Below are 17,479 nucleotides of genomic sequence, written 5' to 3'. Positions count from 1 at the left end.
CGTTAGTGCGCGCGGACAAAACTGTTTCCAAACCGGTTCGCTTTGAAAAACCGTTTAATCGATGTCATAGGCCGTCGTCGGCAAGACGGTGATGTCATCAATCATCTCATAAACGCATGCGAGACGCCGTCCTTCAGCGGTTTCGCCGAATTGAATCAATCGGTCACTCGAGCGACTCTGCGCGGCCATATCCGGATCGCCGTTGGTCAGCACATCCTCGAATTCGTCCTGCGTCACGCCGTGTTCGGCAAGATGGTTCACAATCTCGTCGTTCCAGACGAACTCGTACCAAGGCATGTCTGGTCCGCATCAGAATCTCGTCGCGTACTCCATGAACGAATAGTAGTTGCTGTTGCTTTTAATTGCAACATCGGGTCCTTCCATTGATTCCCCCCACCCGTTGCCCGATCATCCCACGCCCGTAAATCCCGCTGTCTCGGCATTATCCAAATGTGCAGACGGCTGACTCGTAGACACATTGCGCAATGCCCGCTCCCGGTAAGCCCGATCGCCTCGAACAGGCCCGCCGGGATAAAATGGACAAGATTCGCGAACTCGGCCACGACCCGTTCGGGCAGCGGTTCGATGGCCATATTCCGATCGCCGATGTCCGCGAGCAATGCCCGGAGGAGTCGGGTGTCGCCGGGGACAGCGTTCGTGTCGCCGGGCGAGTGATGGGTCGCCGGAAAGCGGGCAAGCTGCGGTTCTATGTGCTCAAAGATGCGACCGAGACGATCCAACTATTGTTCTCGCGAGGCGATCTCCCGGTCGAGCAGTGGGAGCTGATGTCGGCGACCGATCTGGGCGACCTGATCGGAATTGACGGCGTGATGTGGCGGACCGATTCGGGCGAAGTCTCGATCAAGGTCGAAACGCTAACCATGCTCTGCAAGTCGCTCGCCCCCCCGCCGGAGAAACACAGCGGCCTGCAGGATGTCGAAACGCTGCTGCGGCATCGCTCGCTCGACCTGATCTACTCCGAGGGCGTGCTCGAGCGGATGCTCAAGCGGACGAAAATCATCGCCAGCGTCCGCAAGACCCTCGCCGGTCGGGGCTTTGTCGAGGTCGAAACGCCAGTGCTGCACAACGTGGCCGGGGGAGCGGCGGCTCGCCCCTTCACGACGCATCACAACGCGCTCGACATCGACCTGTTCCTCCGCATCGCGCTGGAGCTGCACCTGAAGCGGCTGATGGTCGGGGGGATCGAGAAGGTCTACGAAATCGGTCGGGTTTTCCGCAACGAAGGCATCGATCAAACGCACAATCCCGAATTCACCATGACGGAGATTTACCAGGCCTACGGCGACTACGAGACCATGATGGACCTCACCGAGTCTTTGATTGTCGAAGCCGCAAAGGTGGTGGCCGACGATCCCGAGAGACCGGTGTTGCCGTGGGATGGTGGGGAGATCGACTTCACCCCGCCGTTCGAGCGGAAGACTTATGGGGAATTGTTTAAAGAGTATGCCGGGTGTGAGATGTCCGACAGTGAGGGCGTCGCCTCGGTGGCGAAGAAACACGGGATCGAGACGGCGGGTCGGCACCCCGACGTGATCGTGAGTGATGTGTTCGAAGCGACGGTCGAGGACAATCTCGTCGGGCCGATCTTCGTGAAGGACTACCCGGCGTCGATCTGCCCGCTGACCAAGCGGAAGCAGAATGACCCCAGTATTGCGGAGCGGTTCGAGCTGTTCGTTCACGGCATGGAACTGGCCAACGCCTACACCGAACTGAACGACCCCCTGCTGCAGGAGGAACTCTTCACGCAGCAGCTCGACGGTCAGGCGGAAGAAGACTCGATGGCCAAGATGGACCGCGAGTTCCTGCAGGCCCTCAAAATCGGCATGCCCCCCGCCGGCGGCCTCGGCATCGGCATCGACCGGCTCGTGATGTTATTGACCGACACCCGCAGCATCCGGGATGTGATTTTGTTCCCGACGTTGCGGCCGGAAGCACCACAGTCGCGTGCACCAAAACCTGAATTTTCGCAATGGCTGATGGAAATTGTGGCTGATGACGAAACGATTGAATTTGTATCGCACACCTTCAATCAGCACGATTGGAAAATCCGGACAGATAATAGTGGCCGTGCTTATCTCGATCACAAAAAGTTTGCGGCGTTCAACACAGTCGGTGAGGTCGATCAGTTTGCAAACGAATTCATTTTGCGGCTTTGCGCATTGTCAAAACTGATTACCGGAAAGGTGCTACGGATCAAAGATGCTGGGGCCTTCGAATTTAGAAAAGACGGTACATGTAGCGTCTTCATGCGAGTTGCGCCAATCAAAATCGAACTCAATGCGAGTGCTGTGGTCACAATCATTAACAGCGGTGATGGTTCAGTCGATACCGTTTCGGCAGATGGCGTGCGGACTCTTACTGATAGCAGCGGTCAAGTTGTTTATCGTGAGTCACCGGCGGATCGCATCGCTGATCATCTGGCTCGCCTCGACGAGTCAGATTTGGTTACGAAGGTGTGCCGTTTAATCGTTCAGAAAGACATAGACTTCGTAAACGGTTATCGTATCTTGGAAGTCATTAGAGAAGACTTGGGAGACTGGAACGCTGTTGAGAGCTTCGCCGGTAAGGATCAGGTTCGGCGATTCAAGCAGACCGCAAATACTTCTGCTTCTGGAGATGATTCTCGGCATGGCGGTACACGCCACGATCCACCGGAAAATCCTATGTCTCAAAAGTCAGCGGCGAGTTTCATTTACGGTGTCGCGAAACGTTGGATAGAACAAAAATCGCAACCTAAACATTAGTGAGCTTATTGTGCCCGCCAGTTCGCACCGAAAGTAAGTCAGAACACCCGGCAAGGACACACAATTTATCAGTTCGATGCGAAACGAATATTTCCAACGACGATCGGGCCATCGACGCATTCCTCGAAGACACCGCCGAAGCGTTGGGACACGTCGGTGCCAACGACGCTTCGGTGCGGCTTCACTGCGGAGAACTTCGGGTCGACTTCGATCGAGAGGCGGATACGACCGATATTGCCATCCGATCGGCTCTCGGGCATTTGGATTCGATCGGTTTGAAGGCGATCGCGGTCGAGCCAGCCGATTTCGAGGTTTACCGGCGGGTGAATGCTTCGATCACTTCCGGCTGACCGAATTGCGAATTTTGGCCCCTGTGCCACTCCAGAAAAATCGGGGGGTGACAAGATCATTGGCAATGTTTACAACCCATCTACTCCCCCTGCGGATGGCGTCGCAGAATGCTGATGGCTGACAGCCGATAGCATAAATTAGGCAACGGTTAGGCAACGGATTGCCATGTACAAGCTACTTCTTTGCACGCGGTATCTCCGGACGCGGTATATCGCGCTGGCGAGCATCATCAGTGTGACGCTCGGCGTCGCAACCATGATCGTGGTCAACAGCGTGATGGCCGGGTTCAGCACGCAGATGCGCGACCGCATCCACGGACTACTGGCCGATGTGATCGTCGAATCACGCGCGATGGACGGCGCCCCGGATTCGGAGGTGCTGTTCGACATGGCCCGGCAGGCCGTGGGCGACGAAATCGACGGCATGGCTGCCACGGTCGAGGTGTTCGGTATCATGCACCTCGACTACGCCGGGCAGAGCGTTGCTCAACCGGTGACGTTGATCGGGATCAAGCCGGAGGAAAAAGCGACCGTCGGGCCGCTTGTCGACTACCTTGCCAGTTACAATCCGGTCATCGAAGACGACATCGTCGTGAAACAGGCCCTGCGTGATCGCAGCGAGCCGCCCGGATGGGAGCTGACCGACGAAGCGATCGACTATCGCAAATCAAAGGCCGAGAAGCAGGCTTGGTTCGAAAACCGAAAGTATCACGGCGGTACCGCCGGGCCGCAGCAAGTCGCAACCGGCGTTGCCGATCCTTTCAAGACCGATCCGTTCAAAGACGGATCAAGCGGTTCGCAAGCTGATGCGTCCCGCAACAACGATCAACTTGAAGTCGGAACAAACAGTACTGAGCCGGAAGACTCGCGACCGGGACTGATTTTGCCGGTCGGCGCCCAACAGCCGGGCGGTACGGAACCATCAGCCGTGGCGGATGGCGGAAGTCCTGACTTCGACGGTTTCGGCGAAACCGACCCGTCGACCCTTCCGCCCGAATTTGTCGACGTGGTCAAGCCGTTCGAGCCGATCGATTTTTCAGTGCCGCTCGACGGTCGCTGCTACATCGGGCAGCAGTTGATCAGCTATCCTTACGAGGATCGCGAGACCGGCAAGATGAAGACAATGCTGATGCGGCGGCCCGGTGATGACGTCCAATTCACGTCGGCCACGGCATCACGGTCTCCGACGGCGTGCAGCTTCAACGCGACGATCGTCGATGTCTTCAAAAGCGGCATGAGCGAGTACGACTCGAATCTTGTATTCTGCAATCTGGAGCAGCTCCAAAAAGTCCGCGGCATGATCGATCCGCAAACCGGCAAAGGCTCGGTCACGGCCCTGCAAATCAAGCTCAAAGACTTCGACAAAGCGGACGAAGTCGTCCGCCGCCTGAAGTCGATGTTCCCGCCCGGGGTGTACAACGTCCGCACCTGGGAGCAAAAACAGGGTCCGTTGCTCGCCGCCGTCGAGGTCGAGTCGATGATCCTGAACATCTTGCTGTTTCTGATCATCGCGGTTGCCGGCTTCGGGATTCTCGCGATCTTCTACATGATCGTCGTGGAGAAGACGCGTGACATCGGCATCCTCAAAGCACTGGGAGCCAACGCTCACGGAATCATGTCGATCTTCCTTTCCTACGGCCTCGGCCTGGGGTTGGTCGGAAGCGGGGTCGGGACCGGATTGGGCCTTCTGTTCGTTTATTACATCAACGAAATATCGGACCTCATCACGTTAGTCACCGGCCGGGACGTCTTTCCCGAAACGATTTACTACTTCCCGGAGATTCCCACGCACGTCAGTCCGATTATGGTCTTCTGGGTTTCCGTGGGGGCCATCTCGATCGCGGTTCTGGCCAGTATATTACCGGCCCGACGGGCCGCGGCTCTTAAGCCGGTCGAAGCCCTGCGTTACGAATAATTCACACGGCGCGCCGCAGCCGTCGGCCTGCTGATTCCCGCTCCCTTCACTCCATGTCATTCCGAGTCGCCATGACGACTGCCATCGCCCCAGCATCGCCCAAGTCGGATGTTCGTCCGATGAAGTCGCCAAAACCGCAACCCTTGCAGATCGACGCGGTCGCGCTCGAAAAAACTTACCGCAAAGGGGAGCACAAAGTTCCGGTGCTTAAAGGGGTTAATCTTTCGGTCCATCGCGGCGAGTTGCTTTCCATCGTCGGGCAGTCGGGATCGGGCAAAAGCACCCTGCTCCATCTGATCGGATTGCTCGATACGCCCGATGTCGGCGAGGTACTGCTTGAAGGACAGCGAATCGATGACCTGCCGGAACGGTCGCGCGATCAGATTCGAAATCGCGTGTTCGGGTTCATTTTTCAGTTCTATCACCTGCTGCCCGAGCTGACGCTGCTGGAGAACGTGCTGACCCCCATGATGATCCGCGACGGGTTCTTCGCTTACTTGAAGAATCGCGGTCAATATCGCGAGGAAGCCCATTCCATTCTCGAACGCGTCGGCCTGACGCATCGGCTTAAGCACCGGCCCAAAGAACTTTCGGGCGGGGAAATGCAGCGGGCCGCCATTGCGCGGGCCTTGATCGGGCATCCGCAGATTTTGCTCGCCGATGAACCGACCGGAAACCTTGACCGCAGTTCCGGCGACGAGATCATGTCGCTGCTCGAAAGCCTCAATGCTGATGAGCGATTGACCGTGGTGATGGTCACGCACGACGAATCGATCGCCGCACGGGCCCATCGCACCGTCCGCCTGTTCGAAGGACGGCTTGAAACGACGCGCGCCGCGGCGTAAGAAAGCCGAGAAGCGAGAAGCGCGAAGTGGGCAAAACGGGGCTTTTTCCGTCTGCTGTCGCGGTCAATCACTTTTCGCTCGATATTTCTCGCTTCTCGCTTCTCGTCACCGCTCAAGGTGACATTCCCTGCTGTAATTCCGGCTTCCCGGCGTGTAACATCCTCACGTCGGATGAGTTACATCAACGCACCGCCCCGGCTGCTCTGCGGGTGGTGTCGGAATTCAGCAGGATTATCGATCGATGGGTGCGCAGGATCCGTTTCAGGCCGTTAAAAAGGTCAGCTCGAAGGCGGGCGAATTCACTTACTACTCACTCCCCGCGTTGCAGGATGCCGGTCTCGGCGACATCGGCACGCTGCCGTTTTCGATCCGCGTCCTGCTTGAAGCGGTTCTGCGGAACGTTGACGGCTTTGTCGTCTCCGAAGACGACGTGAAGAAGTTGGCGGCGTGGGACGCGAAAAATGTGGCGGCAGACGAGTTGCCGTTTAAGCCCGGCCGCGTGGTTCTGCAAGACTTTACCGGCGTGCCCGCGGTCGTCGATCTCGCCGCGCTGCGATCGGCGATGGTTCGCATGGGGGGCGATCCGAAGAAGATCAACCCGCTCGTTCCCTGTGATCTCGTCGTCGATCACTCCGTGCAGGTTGACGCGTTCGCTCACGGCTTGGCTTTGAAGCAGAACGTCGAACGAGAATTCGAGCGGAATCAGGAACGCTATCAGTTTCTGAAGTGGGGCCAGTCCGCGCTCGACAACTTCCGCGTGGTGCCGCCGGCGACCGGAATCGTGCACCAGGTGAACCTCGAATATCTCGCCAAAGGTGTCCTCACCAAAGACGGCGTCGCCTATCCGGACAGTCTCGTCGGGACCGACTCGCACACGACCATGATTAACGGTCTGGGCGTCGTCGGATGGGGCGTCGGCGGGATCGAGGCAGAGGCCGTCATGCTCGGCCAGCCGATCTACATGCTCACACCCGAAGTCGTCGGTTTCAAATTGACGGGTGGACTGCCCGAAGGTGCGACCGCGACCGATCTCGTGCTGACCGTTACGCAGATGCTTCGGCAGCACGGCGTCGTTGGGAAATTCGTCGAATACTACGGCCCCGGGCTCGACTCGATGACCCTCGCCGATCGGGCGACGCTCGCGAATATGTCACCGGAATACGGAGCGACGATGGGCTTCTTCCCTGTCGATGCCGAGACGCTCAATTACATGAGCCGGACAGGACGCACCGACGAAGAGGTTGATCTCGTCGAGCAGTACTATCGTGCCCAGGGAATGTTCCGCACGAGTGAATCGCCGGAGCCGCGATTCACCAGCAGCCTCGCACTCGATCTGTCGGAAGTCGAACCCTCGATGGCCGGGCCGAAACGGCCGCAAGACCGGATCGATCTGTCCGCGATGAAGAGCCAGTGGCGGCAGGACCTCTCGATCACCTTCGGCAAGGAGTCGCCCGCCGGTTCATCGACCGTCGAAAGTTGGGAAGCGGAAGGACCGATTTCGACGGAAGCGGAAGAGTCGGTCGCTGTCATGGAAGACCCGGGAGCGGACGGTGTCGAGGTCGAATACGACGGCGAAACCTTTCAGCTTAAGCACGGCGACGTGGTCATCGCCGCGATCACCAGTTGCACGAATACCAGCAACCCGTCCGTCATGATCGGGGCCGGTTTGGTCGCTAAGAAGGCCCATGCGAAAGGCCTGAAGCGTAAGCCGTGGGTGAAAAGCAGTCTCGCTCCGGGCAGCCGCGTCGTGACCGACTATCTTGAGAAGAGCGGTCTTAATGAAGACCTCGACGCGCTCGGATTTCAAACCGTCGGTTACGGCTGCACGACCTGCATCGGCAACAGCGGCCCTCTGCCCGAGCCGATCTCCAAGGCGATCAATGAAAACGACATCGTCGCGGCGGCGGTCCTCTCGGGGAATCGCAACTTCGAAGGTCGCATCAGTCCCGATATTAAGGCGAACTATCTGGCCAGTCCGCCGTTGGTCGTCGCCTACGCGATCGCGGGTACGACCGACATCGACCTGAGTACGGAGCCGCTGGGCAAAGACTCCGCAGGCAACGACGTCTTCCTGAAAGACATCTGGCCGACTCAGCAGGAAATTAAAGATACGATTGAAGCCAGCGTCACGCCGGAGTTTTATCGCGACCAGTATTCGAAAGCGACTGAAGGTCCCGAAGAGTGGCAGGCACTGTCGAGCCCGACGGGCGATCTTTATGAATGGAACGAAGCGAGCACCTATATTCAGGAGCCGCCCTTCTTTGTTGATATGGATGCCGATCCCCCGCCGATCTCCGCGATCGAAGGGGCGAAGTGTCTTGTGATGGTCGGCGATTCCGTGACGACTGACCACATCAGCCCGGCGGGAGCGATTAAGAAAGATTCACCCGCCGGCAAGTATCTCATGGAGAACGGCGTCGACTATCACGACTTTAACAGCTACGGCAGTCGCCGCGGCAACGATCGCGTGATGACCCGCGGCACCTTTGCCAATATCCGCTTGCGAAACCAACTCGCCCCCGGCACCGAAGGGGGCTTTACGTCCTATCCGCCCGGTGGCGAGACGACCACGATTTACAACGCGTCGCTCGAATATAAAAAGCAGGATACGCCACTGATCGTGCTTGCCGGTAAGGAATACGGCACCGGCTCCAGCCGCGACTGGGCCGCCAAGGGGACTTACCTGCTCGGCGTCGAAGCCGTCATCGCTGAGAGTTACGAGCGGATTCACCGCTCCAACCTCGTCGGGATGGGCGTACTGCCGCTGCAATTTCGCGAAGGTGAAAATCGCGACTTCCTCGGCCTTGATGGCACGGAAACGTTTGAGATTCATCTCGATGATGACCTTAAGCCCGGCCAAGCCGTCGAAGTTCTCGCCAGGAAATCGGACGGTGATGAAGTCCGCTTCACCTGCCAATGCCGGGTCGATACCCCCGTCGAGGTCCAATACTACCGCAACGGCGGCATCCTCCACACAGTGCTGCGGCAGTTGGCGAAGAGTTAGTTCTCTTAATTTGGAGACAATTCGATGAATGATTCACTTAAGCAATATGCGGATGAACTTCCACCTATCTACAAAGATATCCTTCGGTCGTTTTCACGGATTGACCCGAATCGCCGAATGGGCCATGGGCTGGCGTTTCAGACGATCGCAGCCGATTTAACCGAGAAATATGGGTTCGGTGAAATACAAGCCGCAGGCGTTCGGCTTGTTGATGTCGGTCTAGCAGAAATCAAACACGGCGTTTTTCTCCATCCTACTGGTGTTGGAGAAGAAGTTATCGCGTGTATTACGGGTTCACTTGCTCCAACCGATCTTGTTCCCATGCTGTCGCCCCCTCCGAGTCAATAGGTTGGCCGCGTGTTCACAATACCAACTTATCCGAGATGCTATTTCGACGTATTTCTCTCACATGACTCCGAAGATAAGAGCTGGTTAGTCGAAGAACTTGATGAAGAGCTACGGTCACGGAATGTGATCCCATGGTTTGACCGACGCGATTATCCGCTTGCGGCAGGAAGCCCATTTGAAGCCTTGAAGCTCAAGATTTGTGAATGTCGGATGGTTGTGTACTTGATTACCGAGGCGTCACTAAATCGGGTTCCGCATCGTGGTTGGCAACTTGTGGAGCGGGCGTATGGCGAAGCGTTATCAACAACACTATGGATCGGCGGCGCCGCGACGCAGCACGTTGAACTCGGTCTATTCTTCCTTCCCGCGTACGACCCGCGAATTACTGGGACTCCGTGGCATAACTTATTAAATGTTACGAATGCGACTGCTGTCTTCGCTCCGGAAACGGACTTCGTAGCTTGGTCGGCTGACCGTATCGAAAGTTTCCTAGACGGCCAAGCCAATCATTCAAACCCGGCTCTGCAGCGATTGAAGAATGATCCGGCCTTGAATATTTTCGTGCAAGGGAGTCCGGGTCTTGAAGCACGTTTGCGCTGTCAGTTCCCTTGACCCCGATTTGCTTACGTTTGAGTGTCTGTGATGCCTGTCCTGGTTCTCGATGAATTTTTCTCCGAAAAGCTGGTCACCGATCGCCAAGAGCGAGGAGTCGATCGCCCGGACGAAGTCTGGGACGGTCTCTACATCGTGATGCCGTCACGCGACAACCAGCATCAGGAACTGATCACGCATTTGTTGAGGCCACTCCATTTCGCCTCGGACGAAGCGATGCGCGGGACGACTTTTCCTGGCTGTAACGTCAGCGATCGCGCCGCCGACTGGAAAGAGAATCACCGATGCCCCGACATCGCCGTTTATTTAAAGGGCAATCCCGCGATCGACCGCGGCACCCACTGGCAGGGTGGGCCTGATCTCGCCATTGAGATCGTCAGCCCCGGCGATAGAAGTCGTGATAAATTAAGATTCTACACGGCCGTTGGCACGCGAGAGGTCTTAATTGTCGATCGTGATCCGTGGCAACTGGAATTATATCGCAATGACGGCTCGCCGGTGATGTCATCGGTCGGCATTGCAAAGGTGAACGGGGATGCGATCACGACCGAATCGGTGCCGCTGACATGGCGACTGACCGCAGGAAGTGATCGGCCTTTGATTGAAGTGGAATCGGCGGACCCGCCCGGTCACTGGCAAATTTAATTTCATTGTTAAGCGAGTTCGCTGATGTCGACAATTCGTGCGCTGACGTTCGCGATTATCGTTTTAATTATCGGTTCCAACTCGCGAGGCGGCGAGACTCGATTCGAGCGGAAGGCCTACGCTCTGACGCAGCCGGTCCTCGCCGTTGATGCTGTCGATGCGAACGGCGACGGGAAGCTCGACCTGATCGCGGTCGGCGAGTCGAAAGTCTGGGCGGTGCTGCAACCGTCAGGTGATAAGGTCGTGCTTGTCGAAGATACGGCGGGCCGGATGCTTCACGGGTGCTCGCTCGATTGCGATGCCGATGGCGACCTCGATGTCGTGATGTCCCGGTCGACCTCGAACTGGATTTTCCATCGCAACGCCATCGCGACGGGTCGGTCTCCGAAAGAGCCGACAGGCGGCGACTGGACGATCGCGTGGATCGAGAATATCGGGACCACTGACCGGGAGTGGCCGCTGCACGTTGTTGATCGCGAATTGCACGGCGTCCACGGTGTGACGGTCGGCGACGTCGATCGGGATGGCGCCGACGACCTGCTCGCCGGGACCTTCCGCAAAGGACCGTATCAGGATAGCCTCGCCTGGTTCGATTTTCCTATCGACGCCAGCCGCGAGGATCTACCGGGTCGAACTTTAATTTCAAAGGGTGAGGCCAAGGGCCGGGCTCATTATCTCGACTTCGCCGACATGAATGGAGACAGCCGCGGCGACCTGTTGCTCGGTGCGTCCGGAGGCGGGACGTTGACGTGGTGGGAGCAACCTGCCGAGTCGGTCGAAGCGTGGCAAAAGCATTTAATCGCCCGCATGCCCGGGGCGACTCATCCGCGGGCTGTCGACATGAATGGCGACAGCCGACGCGATGTGTTGGCTAGTGCCGGACATGGTGAGGGTGTGGCATGGTTCGAGGCACCTGATTGGATCAGGCACGACGTCGATTCCGGGGTCCGCGACGTCCACGCGTTCGATGTCGCCGACCTCGACGGCGACGGCGACATCGACTGCGCCGGATGCTCATTCTCGATGGAACGCGTCTGGTGGTGGGAGAACCAAGCCGACGGCACTTTCACCGCGCACGAACTCGACAATGACGGCGGCCAACAAGCTTACGATCTGAAAATTAAGGACGTTGATGGCGACGGCGGGCTCGATATCCTGCTGGCGGGTCGGCAGACAAAGAATGTCGTCTGGTATCGCAACGTCGGTCGTGAGGATTCTACTTCGAATTAAGCGATATCGCCGCGACGATCCGCCCGTCAGCTTTCTGCTGGGCGAAAACGACGTACTCGTGATTGCCACGATCGGCGAGGTCAAGAGTAAACCGCCCCTGCTCATCGACCGGTCGGGCCCAGAACTTCTCCACGATATTGACGTGCGTCAGCGTTCGGCCGGAATTCTCCCCGGAGGTGACCTTCGACGATGCGGTATCGCGAAGCTGCACAACGATCACTTCGATCTCTTGCTCCGCCCCGTCGACCATTCCTTCGAGTCGGCCGGTATCGTCTGAAGTCTTGTCGACTTCAGCGTTCAGCGTCACATCGGAGGACTGCTCGAGTGCCGCATTGATGGCCCGTTCGGCGGCTTTCGCATCGGAACCGACGAAGTGGGTCGAACCGTTCACGATCATCTGCGGCGTGTAAACGCCTTTGCGCTCCATCCATTTGGCGTATCGCTGCTGCCGGGCGGTGACCTCTTTGCTGGAGAACCGGTCGGGCCAGCCGAGGCTGTTCCAATAATCGACATGCATCCCGAGCACAAAGACCGGCAGGTCCTGCTTCTCGGCCTTCTGATCCAACTCGGCCAAAAGTCGATCGGCCGGCGGGCAACTGCTGCAGCCTTCGGAGGTGAACAGTTCGACCACGGCGAAGCCTTCGGTTTCCTCTTCACCGCTCGCCGTGGCAGGAAGCACACCCCAAGTTGCTCCGCAGATGACCGCCATGGCTAGGAGCGGTTTCAAATTGCCCAGCATACAAGCCCGAGGGACAAGCCGTCGGGAAAATCGCTGGTTGATCGACCATCGGCTTGTCCCTCTGGCTGGTATTGAAATCGCTTTTGAGGGTTTCAAAATAATTCGCATTGGCCGCTTCTCCGAATGATTCGATAGTGGCTGAAAAGGCTGACTTGGACGCGGAGTGACGATTACACCCTACTACTCAAGCAGAGTCGATCGGGCAAATCGACGGCGGCGTGGTCGACACCGGAGCTCGCGTGCGGTCCAATACTCAGGGGCGAGTCTGTTCTGCGTCAACGACAATCAATTGCGGCGGTCGATGCGGAACCTGTGACGCGGGGATTTGTGATGTCGGCAGGGGCGATCCAGACCGATTTCGGACGCTACACGATCGAGCGGGAACTCGGGTCGGGCGCGATGGGCTCCGTTTACCTCGCGGCCGATTCCCAGCTCGGGCGGAAGGTCGCGTTGAAAGTGCCGAAGCTCGACGGCAAACAGGACGAGGAGTTTCTCGCTCGGTTCTATCGCGAGGCTCGATCCGCCGCCGCTCTTTCGCATCCCTCCATCTGCCCGGTCTACGATGTCGGCGAACACGAGGGCCGGCATTACATCGCGATGGCCTATATCGACGGCAAACCGCTGTCGGCATTGATCGAGGGTGGAAAGACGCTGGAGCCGAAGCGGGCTGCGATTTTGACCCGCAAGATCGCGTTGGCTCTGCACGAAGCCCACCAAGCCGGGATCATTCACCGCGATCTCAAGCCGGGCAACGTGATGATCGACCATCGCGGCGAGCCGATCGTGATGGACTTCGGTCTCGCCCGCTCATACGGAGCCGGGGCGGAAACACAGGTCACGCAGCACGGTTTGGTGCTGGGGACGCCCGCTTACATGTCCCCCGAGCAGCTCGAAGGCATTGCGGACAGAATCGGACCTCAAAGTGACGTATTCGCCCTCGGGGCCGTGCTGTTCGAGATGCTCACCGGTCGCGTCCCGTTCGTCGGGACCGGTTCAGTCGCATCGATCATCGGTGAAATTTTCTCCAAGCCGACGCCTTCGCCACAGGAGCTGCGGGCCGATGTGCCGGCCCCTCTGGCCGCGATCTGCCGCCGTGCACTCGAGAAAGATCGGTCGGAACGCTTCGCGACGATGCAGGAGTTTGCCGCGTCGCTGTCGAAGTTTCTTCGAAAGGCAAGCAGCGGCGAGATACCGGTCGCCGAGACGCTGATGCTCAAAGAGAAGCAGGGATTGGTTCGCAGCCTCGTCGCGCAAAAGCAATACGTAGCGGCGACGGCGGTTCTCGAAACGGTGGCCGACTCAAGGTCAGCCGCGGCTGCCGACTGGGCCGCGACCGAACTGAAGAAAGTTCGCCGCAAAGCGGCAACGGGGAATCCAACGTCCCCGGCCACCGGCAATCACCAGTCGAACGCGAAGAACGAGCGAGAACTACCCCGCCCGGTCAAACGAAAGAAGGCAAACGACAAATCTGATTCGACCCTTCCGAAGTGGGCGATGGTGGCGATCCCCGCTGCGGCGATTCTGTTGATTGTCGGGCTGTTCGGCGGAATTCTGGCTTCGTCGAACGATCCGCCGATCTCGAATCCGCCACTCGCGACGGTCGAACCACCGGTGAGCGAAAACGAAACGCGACCGCGGTTTATTGATCTGAGACCGAATTCAAAATCGGAGCAAGACGAAGTCGACTCACGTGGCATCGATCTGCCTCCTGATCGAAGCACCCTGCCCCCGTCGGTCTCGATTCCATCACCTCCGGAAACTGCCATCGATCAGGAATCGATCAAGAGTGAGCCGGATGATGGCAGTGCGACGGCTGACTCACCGGTCGATGAACCAATGGATGATACCGAACCTGACGCTGTGACCGAGAGCGAGCCAAAACCGGATGAAGATAACCCGCCCCGCTACCCCGATTGGGCCGAGCAGTTCGTCGACTCGCTCATGCGGTTTGACCGAAACGGCAACGGCGAACTGGTCGCAAACGAAGTTCCGCGTTTCGTCCGAACAATTTTTACCAAGGCCGATGCGGATGGGAATCAACGCATTACCGAGCAGGAGCTGCGCGACCACACGCTGACATTGCCCGGCCCGCCGCCGGAACTTGGGAAGAAACCGGGACGGCCCGGACTACCCCCGCGGCGGCGTTAAGGCGACGAGCGCCGTCATGGCGTCGTTCGTCCCGTCGCCACCACGGGGATTCGGGGTCGACTCTAGTCGCGGATGTAACGGTTGATTGTGAGCCCTGTCCAGCGAGCCCATTTTGACACGACGAACAACTCTCGCTCCGTCGGCTCGCGATTACCCTTTCCGCGAGCTTGGACGATTTCTCGGGACTCGAGGTCGACTTCGATCGTCAGGGCTTTTTCAATTCCCCCGAGCGTGTCGACTTCAAGGGCGAAAATCGCAGAGTCGCCGCAGACGCAGCATTCGTCGTACGTTGCGACGCAGTGTCTCATCCGGCGACCCTCGTCGATCAACTCGCGTGTGCTGAGCAGTTCGCGAATCGTCCAGTAGCGGGGTTTGCGGCGGTCGGCCTTGTCATCGGCCCACTCGAAGCCGGCAATTCCGCAGGCGGGCCAGTCGCGGAACTCGATCCGGCCGGTCTCCGCCAACCGGCCGTGCCAATCGGCGACCTGTCGCAACATCGCATCGGCGGTCCGTCCGCGCATCGTCAAACGGGGCTGTGGCGGGGCGACCCGTTGCCGCTGCCCTCGCGGGCCGCGCACGACGCCCTCTTCAAATCGCTGGTTTTGCAGGTAGTCGATGATCGGCCCGACCTCGGCCGGAACGATCGGATTGTGGACGAGCCAATTGATGACCGTTTCCCAAAACGTCTCGTTCTCGAATGAATGGCCGAGCCGCGTCGCCACGACCGCCCGGGCGAGCCGTTCGTCGCCGCCCGATCCGAGAACCTGACCCCAGCGAAGCGCCGACACGATCGACAGATCTCCGGGAGCCCGCATGACGTGATGCGCCATTTTCTTCGAAAGTCGCAGCGGCAGGTCGCATTCCCGCAGATTTCGACCGCGGCCGACATGCAGGAACCACTGCCGCTTCTGATCTCCCAACGAACCGTTTGCCGCAAACCAAGCCGCCTCGAAGAACTCCGGCATCTCGTATTCGACGAACAAATGCCGCAACAGCGATGAAAATTGGCGACGGGTGTTGTGGCTCGAAGGCGTCCACTCATCGAGCGGACGCAGCCAGCGAGCGCCCTGCACGGCAATCCGGATGAGGGGTTCGACATAGCTGTTGCCGGACGCGCTGTGGTAGGCGGCAATCTGCTCGTCCCGATCGAGCAACTTGGAGTGCGTAGCCACGATACGCTCGAGCAGAGCGCGCAGTGAGCGACGCACGTTGTGGGGCAGCTTCTTCTGTCCGCTGTGACCGGTCACGATCGCGGCGACGTGGCTCAGGACGGGGTCTTCGACGACGCCCGACAGCACGCGTCCGCTGCAGATCAGCGCGATGATCGATTCCTTCGACCGGCGGGCCTTCTGTTTGCGAACCAGGCGCGCATCGGCAGCGTCCCGCTTCGCGACCTCTCGCTCCTTCCGCAATTGGCGGAAGTGTTTGTCGAGCTTCGTCGAGAAGTGATTCTGCCGGCACCATTCGCGGTACGCTTCGACCGATTCAAGCCCCAACTCGGTCAGGTGCCGCTGCATCGGGATCGAGAGCGACGCGCGATTCGGATCGCTGCGCTTGGTCGGAATTGTTCGGGCCGTACGAGCCATGACGCGGCTGCAAGTTGAATGAAACATTAAGTGACGTTCGGACTGTCGCTCTTGGCGACACAATGCTTCTGTCGACACGTGCTCAACAAATCGGGTTCGCCGAATCGGACTGGTCAGCTTCGGATCAGCGCCTTAAATCAGGCGGACCGACAATTCAGTAAGCCGTGACCGAAGATGCCTGCCGAACAGATTCATCCCCGATTTAATTTTCCGACCGATCTGGAAGCCATCCGCGAGCGGGTTGCCGCCATCGACCCGCCGAGGTATCGGAAGACGAGAAATCAACTCGATGGCGATGTCACACGGTTGAGTCCGTATTTCACGCACGGTGTGATCACGTTGCCGGAAGTGCGGGACGCGGTTTTGGAGCGATTTAAGAAACAGGAAGCGTCAAAGCTGCTGGACGAGTTATTGTGGCGAGAATTTTTTCAGCGGGTGCATGAAGCGCTCGGCGAGGCCATTTTTGAAGACGTTCGCGAAGAGCAGGCAGACGTGCGGGCCGACGGTGTGCCGCGGGCGGTGCTTGATGCCGACAGCGGCGTCGATGTGCTTGACGATTCGGTTCGCGCTTTAATAGAGACCGGTTACGTCCACAATCACGCGCGGATGTACCTGGCGTCGACGGTTTGCAACGTCGCACATTGCTATTGGAGACGCGGGGCCGATTGGTTCTTCTATCATCTGCTCGACGGTGACCTTGCGAGCAACACGTTGAATTGGCAGTGGTGTGCGGGAAGTTTCTCGCACAAAAAATACTGGGCCAATCAAGACAATATGAATCGCTTCAGCGGGCACCGGCAGCGCGGGACGTTCCTCGATTATTCTTATGAGGAACTTGTCGAACGTCCCGTTCCCGAGATTGTTGACCACACGTCGGAACCGGAATTGCCGGTGGAGGTGCCCGATTGCGAGTTTCGCGGTTTGACGCCGGGTCGCCCATTACTGCTGTATCATATGTGGAACCTTAATCCTCGCTGGCGAAGCAGTGAAGATGCGGACCGGGTGCTGGTCATTGAACCGGAGTTCTTAAAGCGGCATCCGATGAGCCCGCAGCGATTAAGGTTTGCACTCGAGCTTGCGAAAGGGATTGACGGGTTGCAGGTATTTGTCGGCGACGTCGCCGAACTGCCCGGTCTGAATGAAGCGGCAGAAATCGTGAGTGTCAAACACCCGACGACGCAGCGCTGGCCCGGTCGCCACGAAGACCGCGAATGGCTCTATCCCCACGTCAGCGGATACTTCCCGTCGTTCTCGAAATTTCGAAAGGCGTGCGCGAGTTAAGGTCTGCGCTA

Annotated in this window: 14 protein-coding genes; 10 read left to right on the top strand and 4 right to left on the bottom strand. The window is 58.5% G+C overall.

The window, feature by feature from the left end:
• Positions 1–54: 54 nt before the first annotated feature.
• Complete coding sequence (locus Pan189_RS13935) at positions 55–297, bottom strand: hypothetical protein (protein ID WP_145364583.1); 243 nt, start codon at positions 295–297, stop codon at positions 55–57.
• Positions 298–485: 188 nt separating this feature from the next.
• On the opposite strand from Pan189_RS13935, the gene lysS reads away from it, so the two are divergent.
• Positions 486–2,765, top strand: coding sequence for a lysine--tRNA ligase (gene lysS / locus Pan189_RS13930; RefSeq protein ID WP_145364582.1), 2,280 nt, complete (start codon positions 486–488; stop codon positions 2,763–2,765).
• A 68-nt stretch (positions 2,766–2,833) separates the two neighbouring features.
• On the opposite strand, the gene Pan189_RS13925 is transcribed toward lysS, so the two are convergent.
• Positions 2,834–3,025: a hypothetical protein gene (locus Pan189_RS13925; protein WP_145364581.1), complete on the bottom strand. Its 192-nt coding sequence runs from the start codon at positions 3,023–3,025 to the stop codon at positions 2,834–2,836.
• Between the two features lie 256 nt (positions 3,026–3,281).
• Here Pan189_RS13925 and Pan189_RS21430 point away from each other — a divergent pair, with 256 nt between their 5' ends.
• The 7 genes from Pan189_RS21430 to Pan189_RS13890 all read left to right on the top strand — a co-directional run bounded on the left by Pan189_RS21430 (position 3,282) and on the right by Pan189_RS13890 (position 11,714).
• Positions 3,282–5,030: an ABC transporter permease gene (locus tag Pan189_RS21430; RefSeq protein WP_310820488.1), complete on the top strand. Its 1,749-nt coding sequence runs from the start codon at positions 3,282–3,284 to the stop codon at positions 5,028–5,030.
• 119 nt (positions 5,031–5,149) lie between these two features.
• Entirely contained in the window at positions 5,150–5,875 is a 726-nt protein-coding gene (locus Pan189_RS13915) for an ABC transporter ATP-binding protein (RefSeq protein ID WP_145364580.1), read from the top strand.
• Between the two features lie 241 nt (positions 5,876–6,116).
• Complete coding sequence (gene acnA, locus Pan189_RS13910; RefSeq protein ID WP_145364579.1) at positions 6,117–8,879, top strand: aconitate hydratase AcnA; 2,763 nt, start codon at positions 6,117–6,119, stop codon at positions 8,877–8,879.
• Positions 8,880–8,903: 24 nt separating this feature from the next.
• The gene (locus Pan189_RS13905; RefSeq protein WP_145364578.1) at positions 8,904–9,227 is read left to right on the top strand and encodes a hypothetical protein; all 324 of its coding nucleotides are present in this window, start codon (positions 8,904–8,906) and stop codon (positions 9,225–9,227) included.
• Between the two features lie 9 nt (positions 9,228–9,236).
• The gene (locus tag Pan189_RS21710) at positions 9,237–9,839 is read left to right on the top strand and encodes a toll/interleukin-1 receptor domain-containing protein (protein ID WP_145364577.1); all 603 of its coding nucleotides are present in this window, start codon (positions 9,237–9,239) and stop codon (positions 9,837–9,839) included.
• Between the two features lie 30 nt (positions 9,840–9,869).
• Positions 9,870–10,484, top strand: a complete 615-nt coding sequence (locus tag Pan189_RS13895) for a Uma2 family endonuclease (protein WP_145364576.1) — start codon at positions 9,870–9,872, stop codon at positions 10,482–10,484.
• A 24-nt stretch (positions 10,485–10,508) separates the two neighbouring features.
• The gene (locus Pan189_RS13890; protein WP_145364575.1) at positions 10,509–11,714 is read left to right on the top strand and encodes an FG-GAP repeat domain-containing protein; all 1,206 of its coding nucleotides are present in this window, start codon (positions 10,509–10,511) and stop codon (positions 11,712–11,714) included.
• Here Pan189_RS13890 and Pan189_RS13885 read toward each other — a convergent pair.
• Positions 11,701–12,423 carry a DUF1223 domain-containing protein gene (locus Pan189_RS13885; RefSeq protein ID WP_310820487.1) on the bottom strand — a complete coding sequence of 241 codons (723 nt, stop codon included), beginning with the start codon at positions 12,421–12,423 and terminating at the stop codon, positions 11,701–11,703. The two genes, Pan189_RS13890 and Pan189_RS13885, sit on opposite strands and share 14 nt — an antisense overlap.
• Before the next feature lie 342 nt (positions 12,424–12,765).
• On the opposite strand from Pan189_RS13885, the gene Pan189_RS13880 reads away from it, so the two are divergent.
• Entirely contained in the window at positions 12,766–14,601 is a 1,836-nt protein-coding gene (locus Pan189_RS13880; RefSeq protein WP_145364573.1) for a serine/threonine-protein kinase, read from the top strand.
• A gap of 62 nt (positions 14,602–14,663) precedes the next feature.
• Here Pan189_RS13880 and Pan189_RS13875 read toward each other — a convergent pair whose 3' ends face one another.
• Positions 14,664–16,187, bottom strand: a complete 1,524-nt coding sequence (locus tag Pan189_RS13875; RefSeq protein ID WP_310820486.1) for a PcfJ domain-containing protein — start codon at positions 16,185–16,187, stop codon at positions 14,664–14,666.
• Positions 16,188–16,361: 174 nt separating this feature from the next.
• On the opposite strand from Pan189_RS13875, the gene Pan189_RS13870 reads away from it, so the two are divergent.
• Positions 16,362–17,468 carry an FAD-binding domain-containing protein gene (locus Pan189_RS13870; protein WP_145364571.1) on the top strand — a complete coding sequence of 369 codons (1,107 nt, stop codon included), beginning with the start codon at positions 16,362–16,364 and terminating at the stop codon, positions 17,466–17,468.
• Positions 17,469–17,479 lie beyond the last annotated feature (11 nt).

The sequence above is a fragment of the Stratiformator vulcanicus genome, assembly GCF_007744515.1.
GTDB classification, from domain to species: domain Bacteria; phylum Planctomycetota; class Planctomycetia; order Planctomycetales; family Planctomycetaceae; genus Stratiformator; species Stratiformator vulcanicus.
This window is presented reverse-complemented; position numbering and strand designations above follow the sequence as displayed.

Bases quoted from the DNA above. Each gene is read 5' to 3' on its own strand.
- Pan189_RS13935 (WP_145364583.1), bottom strand. From the start codon at position 297: ATGCCTTGGTACGAGTTCGTCTGGAACGACGAGATTGTGAACCATCTT.
- lysS (WP_145364582.1), top strand. From the start codon at position 486: ATGCCCGCTCCCGGTAAGCCCGATCGCCTCGAACAGGCCCGCCGGGAT.
- Pan189_RS13925 (WP_145364581.1), bottom strand. From the start codon at position 3,025: ATGCCCGAGAGCCGATCGGATGGCAATATCGGTCGTATCCGCCTCTCG.
- Pan189_RS21430 (WP_310820488.1), top strand. From the start codon at position 3,282: ATGTACAAGCTACTTCTTTGCACGCGGTATCTCCGGACGCGGTATATC.
- Pan189_RS13915 (WP_145364580.1), top strand. From the start codon at position 5,150: ATGAAGTCGCCAAAACCGCAACCCTTGCAGATCGACGCGGTCGCGCTC.
- acnA (WP_145364579.1), top strand. From the start codon at position 6,117: ATGGGTGCGCAGGATCCGTTTCAGGCCGTTAAAAAGGTCAGCTCGAAG.
- Pan189_RS13905 (WP_145364578.1), top strand. From the start codon at position 8,904: ATGAATGATTCACTTAAGCAATATGCGGATGAACTTCCACCTATCTAC.
- Pan189_RS13895 (WP_145364576.1), top strand. From the start codon at position 9,870: ATGCCTGTCCTGGTTCTCGATGAATTTTTCTCCGAAAAGCTGGTCACC.
- Pan189_RS13890 (WP_145364575.1), top strand. From the start codon at position 10,509: ATGTCGACAATTCGTGCGCTGACGTTCGCGATTATCGTTTTAATTATC.
- Pan189_RS13885 (WP_310820487.1), bottom strand. From the start codon at position 12,423: ATGGCGGTCATCTGCGGAGCAACTTGGGGTGTGCTTCCTGCCACGGCG.
- Pan189_RS13875 (WP_310820486.1), bottom strand. From the start codon at position 16,187: ATGGCTCGTACGGCCCGAACAATTCCGACCAAGCGCAGCGATCCGAAT.
- Pan189_RS13870 (WP_145364571.1), top strand. From the start codon at position 16,362: ATGCCTGCCGAACAGATTCATCCCCGATTTAATTTTCCGACCGATCTG.